Genomic DNA, 12,474 nt, shown 5'->3' with positions numbered 1-12,474 from the left:
AAAAAATACGAAAAAATCCGTAGAAAAAATATGCCACCCAGAGTTGCCGGCAAGCACAGCGCTCTGAGCAGCACGTTTCCTTCTAACTTAGCGGAACCTGAGTGATCAAGTAGACATTCGTATATGCCACCGCGCGCCACCCTGTCTGCAGCCTGACGTGTGGGTTAAGCTCACTGACCGTGAAGAAAGAACGGCAGCCCTATCTCCGGCAGCTTGCAGACTTTGTGCGCACCGTGCTTGCCGATGCCGCCCGCACCATTCAAGGCTGGAGCCTGAAACATTGGCTTCAGGCTGTGTTCATCCTGGGTATTGTCGTTGCATTTATCGTCTTCGTGGACGTTCCCGATCTCTCGACCTTGCGTTCCTGGGCGACACATTGCGATCCCTGGTTCCCCATTGTCTTCTGGCTGGCTTACGTCACGCTTACGTTATTCCCTTTGCCCCGCACTATCTGGACGGTCGCCGCGGGAATCCTTTTCGGCCCAGTCGAAGGCCTGCTTCTCGCACTCACGGCCCTCTCCGTCTCCGCGGCAATTTCTTTCCTCGTGGTGCGGCGCCTGCTCGGAGACTGGATGCACCCGCGGCTCGTGCACCCCGCGGTCTTCAAGCTCAACGCGCACTTGGAGCGCCGCGGGTGGTTCGCCATCGCGAGCCTGCGCATGGTCGCGGGCGTGCCCTTCTCTATCTTGAACTATGCTGCGGCACTCACACCCGTGCCCTTCCTGCAGTTCCTCCTGGCGACCGCGCTGGGGTCCATCCCTACCACGGCTATGGGCGTGTTCTTTGGTGAGACGCTCACCACGGGCCTCAACCCGTGGGCCATCACAGCCACCGTTGTCCTCGCCGCCGTCGGCATCGCAGGTCTCGTGCTCGACGCTAAGCTCGTCCGCGAACTTCCCTAAATCAAGCCAAAAGACTAGACTTAAGCGCAGTTTCTCGTCCTGCCCGAAAGAATGTCAAGGAATCATGCTTGCCGTCCATGCCCGTTATCGCGGCCGTTCTGTGCGCCGCGCCCAGCTCGTTCAGCGCTCCGCGGAGGCGCTCGCGACGCTCGACGGTGTCGGCGAGTTTGAGATGCTCGGAGTCGAAGACATCTGCGCCATCGTTGACTCGGCACACAGCGTGTGCGACGTCGTCATGGCCCTGCTCGCCGACGGTGATTGGGCCATTGGTATCGGCGTAACCCCCTCGCTTGCCCCGAGTGCTGACGCTGGTGCTGCCGAAGATGAAGCCACGACCCGCGCGACGGCCACCGCATCCTTGCCCAAGAACGCACGCCCGGCGCAGGTCTACGCGAAGATCGGTGCGCGCGGCCGCGCATCGGAGGCCTCGGACATCGCAGCAGTCTTTGCCTTGCTCGGCTACGTGCTGCACAAGCGCACCATCGAAGGTCGCGAGGCCACGGCCCTCGTGCGCGGCGGCCTCAACCAGAACGAGGCGGCCGCCGAGCTCGGCATCTCCAAGCAGGCCATGTCCCAGCGCCTCCAAGCCGCGGGCTGGGCAGCAGAAATGGCAGGCTGGCAGCTTGCCATCAACGTCATGGAGCGCGCGAATAAGCCAGCCTAGAGCAGGTCTTCCTTCCGCAGCTCCGGCGTTGTCACGAAGTCGACGAGCCGCTCCACCGCCCCGATGAGCGAAGAATCCAAATCGCGGAAGCTGTGCACCGCGTTATACACGTGGCGCCAGCCATCCTTGGGATCAGACCAGCCGACGCGCTGGCAGATGCCGGTCTTCCAGTCCTCGCCGTAGGGCACGTCAGGCCATGCCTTGAGCCCCACGCGTTCCGGTTTCACCGCCGCCCAAATATCGATGAACGGGTGTCCTGTAACGAGAACGTCCGGCCCCAACGCCTGCGTCATGCGCGTTTCTTTCGACCCCTCCACCAAGTGGTCAGCGAGCACGCCCACGCGTCGTCCCGGGCCCGGCTGGAACTCGGCGAGGCGTTCCTCCAGGTTGTCGAGGCCCTCGAGGTATTCCACGGCGACGCCTTCGACGCGCAGGTCGTGGCCCCAGACCTTCTCCACGATGGCGGCGTCATGCACACCCTCGACCCAGATTCGCGACGGCGCGATGACCTTAGCCTCGACATTCTCCACGCGACGCGAGCCAGAGTTCGACTTACGCAGCGCCTGCTTCGGCACGTAGCGCGTAAGTGTCACCTGCTGGCCTTCGAGCAGGAATCCGCCCGGCACGAGGTTGAAGACGCGCTCCACGCCATGTCGGTCCTCCAGGCGGATGACCTGGCCGTAAACGGTCTTGTCCACGCCCATCACGGCACCGACGAAGTCGTCGCCGACAACTTCGACAACCATGCCCGGTTGTGCGGGCACAACCGGGTACTCCTTGGGGCGTGTGCGTTTGTGGCCTGCCAGAATGTCTCCACCATAGGGATCGCGGGAATCAAAGCTCATAGCGGGACAGTCTATCTACTACACTGCCCGTGTTATGGATATGCGCGCCGAGGTCTGGTCCCCACTGCAAAATTCTGCCGTCTGGCTGGGAGCCTGGCTCCACGGCCACGAACCCGCGGACGAGCTCATTGACGCTCTCACGGAGCTCGGCGGTTACCCCGAGGCCTACGGCTCCGCCGCGTTCAGCGACATCTTAGCGCGCCTGCGCGCCGCTACCGATGCCCTCCTCGGCCAGGGGCCCGGCGAACCCGTCCTCCGCCTCGTGCTTTCGGGTCCCGGCGAGCCGCCCGCCTTGCCCGCTGGCTCGACGTCCGCCGCCGCAGCCAGCGCGAGCCCCGCCGGCGCCATCGTCGTGCGCACCGCCGATCCGAGCGTCCATCTCGTGCTCGTGCCGCATGCAGGTCCCAATTACACCCAATGGCAGCTCATCGAAGAGACGCAGCCGTTGCCCGCGCCCGCGTGGCTGAGCCCCGGCGAGGCTGACGCATTGCTCGCCCAAGCGACCGAGGAATCCGCCCGCATCATCGAGGGGCTAGATTATGTCAAAAAAGACTTGCCCAATCCGCGGCTCACCGTCGGCACCCTCTCCGACTTCTACGACACGCCCGGGCTCCCCGATGCCACCCCGCCCCGCGCCGCCAAACTCTTTGCCCGCGCAGACCGCGTCGCCGCGATCATCGAGACCGTCACGGACCGCCTCCAGGATCACTCGCTCGACCCGCAGCTGCTCCGCCTGTGGCGGCACATCCGGCAGGCCCGGATGGCCGGCGTCGCCTACGCCGTCGCCGACTTCGGCCGCTGACGCGAGCCCCCTTAAATCAAGTCATTTCACTTGATTTAAGGAGTTCGTTCGTCGCTGGTCAACTTATTTAACTTGACTTAATGAGGTTTGTGGAGGCTCCAGATATCGCAACATCCCTCAGCGCACGGTGCGCCATTGACTGTGCAGCCCTGCACGGTGACGGTGCCCAGCCCCTCCGGCTGACGGTCAGCGCAAAGCTCTTCGATGAGGTCCACAACCATCGAGGAGAACGCGTCGCTCGGCCCCGCGGTCCGCGTGCGGTAGATCTCCACGCCTTTCTCTTTCGCCGCAGCGACGAGCTCGGTGTCGAGGTCCCACACGACCTCCATGTGGTCCGAGATGAAGCCGACCGGACACACGACGAGCTGCTTCACACCCTGCTCCGCGAGCGCTTCCATGTGGTCGACGACGTCGGGCGCGAGCCACGGCGTGGCGGGATTGCCCGAGCGCGAGTTCCATACCAAGTCATAGTCCTCGACGCCGGCGGCATCCGCGATGAGACGTGCGGCCTCGGCGACCTGGCGTGAGTAGAGGTTCTTATCACCCTCTGCTCCCCCGACCGCGTCGTGCGCGGTAGGGATGGAATGAGCGGTGAAGACAAGGCGGGCATCGGACAGCTTGGCAAAGCCTTCGCGCACTCCAGTGGCCATTTCCGCGATGAACTTCGGGTGGTCGAAGAACTGGCGCAGCTTGGTAAAGCGAATCTCCGGGTAGCCCTTCTCTGCTACATAGTCGCGCAGCTTGACGATGTCCTCGTCGTACTGCAGGCACGCCGAGTAGCCGCCCCAGGCGGAGGTGGCGAAGACCAGGACGTTGGTCTTACCCGCTGCGGTGAGCTCGTCCACGGCCTCGGTGCCGAACGGGTGCCAGTTGCGGTTGCCAAAGAAGACCGGCAGGTCCAGTCCGCGCGCGGCGAGTTCAGCCTCGATATGGGCAATGAGCTCGCGGTTTAAGCCATTGAGTGGGCTTACGCCGTCGAAGTGGAAGTAGTGCTTGCCCACGACCTTGAGTCGCTCGCGCGGGATGCCGCGGCCCCGCGTGACGTTTTCAAGAAAAGGAACGACCTCCTCGTTTCCTTCCGGGCCACCGAAAGAAAGAACGAGGAGGGCGTCATAATCACCGGCATGAGTGTGTGCGTCAGTCATACCAGTGACCCTACCAACCAAAGGTTGGAGAACTTGGTCGCCTTGACGATGGGGACCGAAATTGGTCAGCGTGATCTGCGACTCAAGGCGAAAGGGCAGATCTAGCTCATGATGGGGACGTATCTCCTCTGTTCTCACCACGCACACGTCCGAGACTTCGGACTTAAGGTGAGAAGTTGGCTTAGCCGATGAGGCGCACCGCGTACGGGGCCATGCCGCCATAGCGCACAGGCGAGACCTGGACCGTGCCGCCCGACTCCGGAGCCTCAATCATCGTGCCGTCGCCCAGGTAGATGGCTACGTGCTGGCCGCCGCCCGGACCGTAGAAGATGAGGTCGCCGCGCTTCATTTCGCTCGGATCCACCTTGGTGCCCTGGTTGTACTGGTAGCCGGTGTAGTGTGGCAGCGAGATACCCGCGGCCGAGAACGCATAGAGCGTGAGGCCGGAGCAATCGAAGCCCACCTTGTTGTAGTCGCCGAAGCTATCGGCCACACCGCCGTCGCGGATGCCCTTGGTTGGGCCGTTGGCGTCGCCGCCACCCCATGCATACGGGGTGCCCACCTGCGACATCGCACGCGCGATGACAGCTTCGATGCGAGCATCGGTGCCCTGGCTGGCCACCGCAGCGGTCGCTTTCTCCGTGATGGACTGCGTCGTATCCAGTGACTCGAGGACGCCGTCCAGGTCGCCCACAAGGTCACTATCTGCTCCCGATGCCGCGTTGGTCACCGCGCCAGCCTCCCCGGCTTTGTTCTGATCGTTAAACGCGTCAGAAACGGCCGTGAGCGTGTTCTGGATGGCGGAGAGCTGTCCCTCGTCGAGGGAGCTGCCCTGGGCAAATGCCGTGTGATCCGGCTGTGAGGCCGCAATCATGGCGGCTGCCGCGCCGAAAACGCCGCCCGCCACAGCAAGTGTTTGTCCATCAACGCTGGAGACCTGCTCGGTAGCGCCGCCCTGAGCGGCGTTCTGCGAACTCATTTCCGCTAGCGCCTCGACGGTCTGTGTCGTCGTGTCGGAAGCGTCTGCGGTGCCGGTGGTTGTTGGCTCCGCGTCGGCGACTGTCGTGCCGGCGGTCTGCGTGCCTTCCCCTGCAGCAGACGTGGTCACAGAATTGGCGTTGGAGTTCGACGCGGTGGTCGACACCTCCGTCGAGGACTGGGATGCCGAATCGTTGGAGTTCCCAACATTTTCTCTGGCCCCTTGATTACCTTGCGTCGCTTGCGTATCGCTCGTCGCGGACGGGCCGGAAGCGCCTACAGTCGTGCGGGCGCGGGAGCCGCGGGCGGCATCGAGAGCAGCCTGGGCTTCTTCCTGCTGCGCGACGAGGGTCGAGCGTTCGCTCATCGCCTCCTCGACCGCGCTTTGGCTCGAACCCAGGATGGCCCGGGCCTGAGCCTCGGCGTCTGCCGCGCGCTGCTCGCGGGCTGCCGCGAGTTCCTCAGCCTTGCGCAGCTGCGACTCCTTGTTGGCCTTCTCGGTGCGCTCCCGCTCGAGCTGATCGACGACTTCCTTCTGGGAGTCCGCCTGCGAGCGCAGGTAAGACTGGCGCTCCAGCATCTTTTCGCGTGCGTCACCGCCAGCGGCGGTGGTCACGGAATCCGAGGCAGCCGAGCGACGGTACGCCGTGCGCGACAGTTCGTTGAGGCGCTCTTGTGCCTTCTCCACGGCGGACTGCGCATCATCAAGCTGCGTGCGCGCCGTGGAAGTTCCGCGCTTGGCTTGCGCCAGCTCGGTGCGAGCGTCCTGGAGATCGACGAGGGCGCGGTTAACGTCCTCGCGACGCTGGCCGATTTCTGCCTCCAAGCGGGCAATCTCGCCCTGGACTCCGGCGATGGCGCCAGCAAGGTCAGCAATGGAGCCCTTCCCGCCCTTGAAGGCGGCCGTGAGGTCTTCGATGGTGAGCGACTTCTCCTGCGCGACGGCAGGAGTCATCGGAGCAATGGTAGACAAGCTCGCCGTGCATGCAGCAGCGGCGAGGTAGGAACGCAGGCGGAAACGCCCGCCGATGGAACGCCGACGCGTGTCGGCCGTCAAGGTGGTGGCCACGAGGTAACTCCTCTACGCACCTTACCCTCGCCTTGAACGCGCCCGCACTGACGGATAAAGGCGCGCCGATCCCGGCGTCGGGTATGGCTGAGACTCCCGCAAGCCCACAAGGACTGCGAGATACGCACCACGAGCCAAGCCCTCGGCACCCTATGTCAATTCGCACAAGACATAGGAATGCCCGGGGCCCAGGAGACGCAGCAGTGACGAGGATGTCACACACCTATGCTCACGCCGGCGACAGAGCGCCTCGACGGTCATCGAGGACCAACTCTCCCGCCGTATGCGAGTGCCCCGGCGGGGAGAAACTCCCGTCGGGATATCTGGTAGACCTTTGCCTCGGAGTGACTCCCGGCTGCAGACCATTTCAGGGCTGCAAACGCTGGGAGTGCCCGTGGGGCACGACCTTCCAGAAGGTATGCGAGCATCCGCCATCGTCTGCATTCTCCTTCCGGTTGACCACGCTCCGCGCGTGGCGGTGCAAGTAACCGGACTCGTGGAGTTGCGGGAATGCAGTCACGGTATGCCAGAGCCGGGCCCCAGACGGCCTTCCCCGCGGGGTTGGACGCCCAGGCGCGTGGAACACGCTGCCCGATGTGGCTCGCCGTGGTCGCATCCTCGCCCCAGTCACACAGATGCGTGTTTCTGAATAGAAGAACTTAAACGAACACAGTGCTGCCAACTGTCAAGCGACTCCTGCTCCTCCACCCCGTGCGGGTCCTTCCCCATCGAACTTCGTGACGCTCTCGGCCTGCTTCCCCACATGCCCGTGCGTTGTCGATATTGGGTCTGGATGTCCCTCTCGCGGTAGCTGAGATAGAAATCAACTCTCGAGTTGACTCCTAAAGCATAAGTCACTTGCAGGGTCCAGTACACCTACTTGCCCATTTGCCACATGCGTCAAGGAGCGCCCCATGACCCACGGGTGAGTTCAACCTGCAATGATCTCGATACCAATTCGTTATGTGACTCTGGTCACGATCGTCGAATGTACCGTAACACTCTCGACGCTTGCCGAGATGGCGCCATCCGCGACGCTATGCGAGAAGTGAACCACTTCTGACGGCAAACGTGCAGTAGCGTCAACCCCTAGTGGTTGACTCCGACCCCTCCTCCCCTCTCCTGGTGTGTGCAGAGCGAGTGGCAGCGGACTGGAGTATGACGTCCTGGAACCGTTGCAGTGGATGCCGTGGATTCGGTCTGAGATTGTCACGAGATGGGCGTGGGTGTCGCGGCATGGTTCCAAGTTGGAGATGTGCGCACGAGCCCAGGCGGTCGAGCACGGCGGAGCTGGAGTGAGCCCTCTTCGAGCGGCTTCCGTCGGGAATTCCGACCAACATGTGGAGGGTTGAGTATCACTCCTCAAGGGGTGCTCCGTGGGTTCATGGGTTTAGGAAATATTTATGCGACTATGTGGGGAGGGATACGTTTTGACGCGGGCACGCAGCGCGGGCTGGACGTTGGCGACTCGGCCTGCCGGAGTGAGGTGTCGGACCGTAGATAGCTCTTAGCACGTGTTGCGCGGAGACGGTCCCGCACGCGAGTGGCGGCATATGGTGTCGCGCTATTCCCCGGCCGTCGAACGCGGCGGGACGGTGCCGAGTGAGCAAGATGTGGGATGGGGGCATCGGCAAGCGGGCGGGCGCGAAAGAGTAACTAGACCTTTTTGGAAGATCTGGCGCGAATGAAGACCGTGGCGGCGCCGGCTAGTGCGGTGATGGCGAGCCCGAGGATAAGCCACTCCGCGGGCATGGTGGCGGCGCCGAGATGGGCGTGAAGCTGGTTCAGAGCCGTGACCTGATCGAGTCCCGGTGCCACCGCCTGTTGCGCGGATTCCAGGGCGGCGCGTGAGTGAGAGTCGCTCACGGCTGAAATGCCTTGGGGCGCCTGGACGATGACAGTGTCGAGATCGGAGGCTTCTTTGAGTGCCTGTGCAAGATCGCGGAGATCGGCGAACTTATCGGGATAGATATCGACGACCGCTATCCCTTCCCCGGGCTGCAGCGCGCCGGATACAGATGCTTGCAGAGCCGGATCGCTGGCGAGCCCCACGTTGGAGTACGCCACCGAATCCTCGAGAAGCTGCTGCGAGAGGTCGGCGATATCTGCGTCGGGCGGGATCACTTTTTCTCCTTATATATGGGAGCGGGGTGTGTGGTGTGCCCGCGATACCCTCTACTTAACCTGATTACCCCCATTGGAGCGGGGATGACGCGCGGAAGAGTGTGAAAACATGAAAACAGAACGGACGTACTGTTATAGTTGCCCCCAGGCGAATCTTCGCCCGTCTAGTATTGAGGGGTGAACGTTCGCGTTCTTCTTAAGACGCCAGTTCGGTCGATCCGCGCCCGGAGCGCGCTGTCCCCAGCGCTACTCCTTCCACTAGTGCGGAATGATCGTGAGCGATTTAAGAGCCTCACAAGAACATACTGTTCAACAAACAAGGAATGGAGCTCCCTGTGACTGAAAGCCTGAACTCCTTCGGTGCCAAGAAGACCCTTGATGTCAACGGAAAGTCTTACGAATACTTTGACATCAACGCGGTTGAGGGCCTGGAGAAGCTGCCGTACTCCCTCAAGGTGCTTGCTGAGAACCAGCTGCGCTACGAGGATGGCAAGAACGTAACCAAGGATCACATCAACGCCCTCGCCAACTGGAACCCGGACGCAGAACCGGACACCGAAATCCAGTTCACCCCGGCCCGCGTCCTCATGCAGGACTTCACCGGCGTTCCCTGTGTGGTCGACCTCGCCACCATGCGTGAGGCCATCGTTGCCCTCGGCGGCAAGCCGGAGCAGGTTAACCCGCTCAACCCGGCTGAGATGGTCATTGACCACTCCGTCATTACCGAGGCATTTGGCTCCTCCGAGGCTCTGGAGAAGAACGTCGAGATCGAGTTCGAGCGCAACCGCGAGCGCTACCAGTTCCTGCGCTGGGGTTCTGAGAACTTCTCCAACTTCAAGGTCGTGCCCCCGGGAACCGGTATTGTCCACCAGGTCAACATCGAGTACCTCTCCCGCGTCGTCTTCGACAACGACGGTCTGGCATACCCGGATACCTGTATTGGTACCGACTCCCACACCACCATGGAAAACGGCCTGGGCATCCTGGGCTGGGGCGTTGGCGGCATCGAGGCCGAGGCTGCCATGCTCGGCCAGCCGGTCTCCATGCTCATCCCGCGCGTTGTCGGCTTCAAGCTCACCGGCGAGATTCCGGTGGGCGTTACCGCTACCGACGTCGTTCTCACCATCACCGAGATGCTGCGCCAGCACGGCGTTGTCCAGAAGTTTGTCGAGTTCTACGGCAACGGTGTCAAGTCCGTGCCGCTGGCCAACCGCGCCACCATCGGTAACATGTCGCCGGAGTTCGGCTCCACCGCCGCTATCTTCCCGATCGACGAAGAGACCATCAAGTACCTGACCCTCACCGGCCGCCCGCAGGAGCAGATCGACCGCGTCGAGGCTTACGCTAAGGCTCAGGGCATGTGGCTCGAGCAGGATGCTCCCGAGGCCAAGTACTCCGAGTACCTCGAGCTCGACCTCGGCACCGTCGTCCCGTCCATCGCTGGCCCGAAGCGCCCGCAGGACCGCATCCTCCTCTCCGAGGCAAAGGAGCAGTTCCGTAAGGACCTGCCGACCTATGCCACCGGCGACGTTGTGGTCGACGAGTCCACTGTTGAGGCCAAGCGCATGGGCGCCGAGGGCGGCGACCAGACGCTCGAGGACGTCACCGGCGGTCTCAACAAGTCCCGCGAGGGCCACGGCGAGTCTGCAGCCAAGGGCAATGTCGGCCGCCAGTCCAACCCGGTCATCGTCTCCTCCCCGAACGGCGGCGAGTACACGCTGGATCACGGTATGGTGGCCATCGCCTCCATCACCTCCTGCACCAACACCTCGAACCCGTCCGTCATGGTCGGTGCCGGCCTCATCGCCCGCAAGGCTGCTGCCAAGGGCCTGAAGTCCAAGCCGTGGGTGAAGACCATCTGTGCTCCGGGCTCCCAGGTTGTCGACGGCTACTTCCAGCGCGCCGACCTCTGGAAGGACCTCGAGGCCATGGGCTTCTACCTCTCCGGCTTCGGCTGCACGTCCTGCATCGGTAACTCCGGTCCGCTGCCGCAGGAGATCTCGGACGCCATCAACGACAACGACCTGGCTGCCACAGCAGTCCTGTCCGGTAACCGTAACTTCGAAGGCCGTATCTCCCCGGATGTCAAGATGAACTACCTTGCATCCCCGATCATGGTCATCGCGTACGCCATCGCCGGTACTCTCGACTTCGACTTCGAGACCCAGCCGCTCGGCCAGGACCAGGACGGCAACGATGTCTTCCTCAAGGACATCTGGCCCTCCTCCCAGGAGATCGAGGACACCATCCAGCAGGCCATCTCCCGCGAGATGTACGAGAAGGATTACGCGGACGTCTACAAGGGCTCCGAGGCATGGCGCAACCTGGAGGTTCCGGAAGGCGGCCGCTTCGAGTGGGATGAGGACTCCACCTACATCCGCAAGGCTCCGTACTTCGACGGTATGCCAGCTGAGCCGGCCCCGGTTGAGGACATCCACGGCGCTCGCGTTCTGGCTAAGCTGGGCGACTCGGTCACGACCGACCACATCTCCCCCGCTTCCGCCATCAAGCCGGGCACACCGGCTGCGCAGTACCTCGACGAGCACGGTGTTGCCCGCAAGGACTACAACTCCCTCGGTTCCCGTCGTGGTAACCACGAGGTCATGATGCGTGGTACCTTCGCCAACATCCGCCTGGCTAACCAGCTGGTTGACGTCACCGGTGGCTACACCCGTGACTTCACCCAGGACGGCGCACCGCAGGCCTTCATCTTCGACGCCTGCCAAAACTACAAGGCCGCGGACATTCCGCTGGTCGTCCTGGCTGGTAAGGAGTACGGCACCGGTTCGTCCCGTGACTGGGCTGCAAAGGGCACCATCCTCCTCGGCGTCAAGGCCGTCATCACCGAGTCCTTCGAGCGTATTCACCGCTCGAACCTCATCGGCATGGGTGTTATCCCGCTGCAGTTCCCGGCTGGCGAGTCCCACGAGTCGCTGGGCCTGGACGGCACCGAGACCTTCGACATCGAGGGCATCACGGAACTGAACAACGGCAACACACCAAAGACGGTTCACGTCACCGCCACCAAGGAGTCTGGCGAGAAGGTCGAGTTCGACGCGACCGTCCGCATCGACACGCCTGGTGAGGCTGACTACTACCGCCACGGTGGCATTCTGCAGTACGTCCTGCGCCAGATGGTCAAGGCCTAAGGTCTTCCATCGCCGTGCACCCCTGCCCTAGCGTGGGGCGTGCGCGACACCGACGTAGATGAAGGGGCCGCGTGGCCATCGCACGATGGTCACGAAGGCCCCTTTGTCGTCCTTTCATTCCTTAAACTTTTGAACTTGTAGGAAGCGAGCGTGAGTCGGCTATGCCTATAGTTAGCGACGACGAACTCAATCGCAGGCGCCAAGACATCCTGGTGGGCGCCCGCCGGTGCTTTGCGCAGCACGGCTACGAGGGAGCGACCGTTCGCCTTCTGGAGGAGGCGACTGGCAAGTCCCGCGGCGCTATCTTCCATCACTTTGGCGACAAAGAGTCGTTGTTCCTGGCGCTCGCGCGCGAGGATGCTGCCCGCCAGGCCGAGACGGTTGCGAACAACGGTCTTGTTGAGGTGATGCGCGACATGCTCACGCACCCTGAGCGCCATGACTGGCTCGCTACTCGTCTGGAAATCACGTCCATGCTGCGCACGGACCCGAGCTTCCGTGCCCGGTGGAAGGATCAGCAACAAATCCTTGATGACGCAGTGCGGGCACGCTTGCAGACCAACCGCGAAGAAGGCCGCATGCGTGATGACGTCGATATCGAAACGCTCGTGGTGTACCTCGAGACGTTCATGGACGGCTTCATCTCCCGCCTGGCGCGCGGTGACCAAGCAGGTCTTGAAGAAGTCCTGTCGATTGTGGAGCAAACGATTCGTGCGCGGCGCTAAAACGTCGTAAAGCACGCCGAGTAGCCCGCTTCCCCTCGTAGGGAGCGGGTCTTTCGCGTCTTGGCGCTAGT

Annotated in this window: 9 protein-coding genes; 5 read left to right on the top strand and 4 right to left on the bottom strand. The window is 62.8% G+C overall.

Translation table 11 applies throughout. The features are described from left to right. Positions 1–179 precede the first annotated feature (179 nt). Positions 180–902, top strand: coding sequence for a TVP38/TMEM64 family protein (locus tag HMPREF0307_RS04640; RefSeq protein WP_066488236.1), 723 nt, complete (start codon positions 180–182; stop codon positions 900–902). A gap of 64 nt (positions 903–966) precedes the next feature. After that, positions 967–1,566, top strand: coding sequence for a DNA-binding protein (locus tag HMPREF0307_RS04635; RefSeq protein ID WP_066488225.1), 600 nt, complete (start codon positions 967–969; stop codon positions 1,564–1,566). Here the strand turns inward: HMPREF0307_RS04635 and HMPREF0307_RS04630 are convergent. Further along, complete coding sequence (locus HMPREF0307_RS04630; protein ID WP_066488223.1) at positions 1,563–2,411, bottom strand: DUF3097 domain-containing protein; 849 nt, start codon at positions 2,409–2,411, stop codon at positions 1,563–1,565. The two genes, HMPREF0307_RS04635 and HMPREF0307_RS04630, sit on opposite strands and share 4 nt — an antisense overlap. A 34-nt stretch (positions 2,412–2,445) precedes the next feature. Here HMPREF0307_RS04630 and HMPREF0307_RS04625 point away from each other — a divergent pair, with 34 nt between their 5' ends. Further along, a complete protein-coding gene (locus tag HMPREF0307_RS04625) occupies positions 2,446–3,213 on the top strand; it encodes a hypothetical protein (RefSeq protein ID WP_066488217.1) in 768 nt (255 codons plus the stop codon). 77 nt (positions 3,214–3,290) lie between these two features. On the opposite strand, the gene HMPREF0307_RS04620 is transcribed toward HMPREF0307_RS04625, so the two are convergent. The 3 genes from HMPREF0307_RS04620 to HMPREF0307_RS04610 all read right to left on the bottom strand — a co-directional run bounded on the left by HMPREF0307_RS04620 (position 3,291) and on the right by HMPREF0307_RS04610 (position 8,529). Next, complete coding sequence (locus HMPREF0307_RS04620; RefSeq protein ID WP_066488214.1) at positions 3,291–4,358, bottom strand: ferrochelatase; 1,068 nt, start codon at positions 4,356–4,358, stop codon at positions 3,291–3,293. A gap of 181 nt (positions 4,359–4,539) precedes the next feature. Continuing rightward, complete coding sequence (locus HMPREF0307_RS04615; RefSeq protein WP_231725052.1) at positions 4,540–6,405, bottom strand: DIP1281 family NlpC/P60 protein; 1,866 nt, start codon at positions 6,403–6,405, stop codon at positions 4,540–4,542. A gap of 1,656 nt (positions 6,406–8,061) precedes the next feature. Continuing rightward, complete coding sequence (locus HMPREF0307_RS04610) at positions 8,062–8,529, bottom strand: Rv1476 family membrane protein (RefSeq protein ID WP_066488211.1); 468 nt, start codon at positions 8,527–8,529, stop codon at positions 8,062–8,064. Positions 8,530–8,864: 335 nt separating this feature from the next. Between HMPREF0307_RS04610 and can the strand changes: the two genes are divergently transcribed. Next, positions 8,865–11,678 (top strand): aconitate hydratase, encoded by a 2,814-nt coding sequence (gene can / locus HMPREF0307_RS04605; protein WP_210386308.1) that lies wholly within the window; start codon positions 8,865–8,867, stop codon positions 11,676–11,678. Between the two features lie 161 nt (positions 11,679–11,839). Continuing rightward, positions 11,840–12,403, top strand: a complete 564-nt coding sequence (locus HMPREF0307_RS04600) for a TetR/AcrR family transcriptional regulator (protein WP_066488207.1) — start codon at positions 11,840–11,842, stop codon at positions 12,401–12,403. Positions 12,404–12,474: the final 71 nt, after the last annotated feature.

The organism is Corynebacterium sp. DNF00584 (assembly GCF_001552965.1).
GTDB classification, from domain to species: Bacteria; Actinomycetota; Actinomycetes; order Mycobacteriales; family Mycobacteriaceae; genus Corynebacterium; species Corynebacterium phoceense.
Note: the sequence above shows the minus strand (reverse complement) of the source record. Positions and strands in the feature narration are given on the sequence as shown.

Coding starts and splice junctions, on each gene's coding strand:
- HMPREF0307_RS04620 (WP_066488214.1), bottom strand. CDS start 4,358: ATGACTGACGCACACACTCATGCCGGTGATTATGACGCCCTCCTCGTT.
- HMPREF0307_RS04635 (WP_066488225.1), top strand. CDS start 967: ATGCTTGCCGTCCATGCCCGTTATCGCGGCCGTTCTGTGCGCCGCGCC.
- HMPREF0307_RS04600 (WP_066488207.1), top strand. CDS start 11,840: ATGCCTATAGTTAGCGACGACGAACTCAATCGCAGGCGCCAAGACATC.
- HMPREF0307_RS04625 (WP_066488217.1), top strand. CDS start 2,446: ATGGATATGCGCGCCGAGGTCTGGTCCCCACTGCAAAATTCTGCCGTC.
- HMPREF0307_RS04630 (WP_066488223.1), bottom strand. CDS start 2,411: ATGAGCTTTGATTCCCGCGATCCCTATGGTGGAGACATTCTGGCAGGC.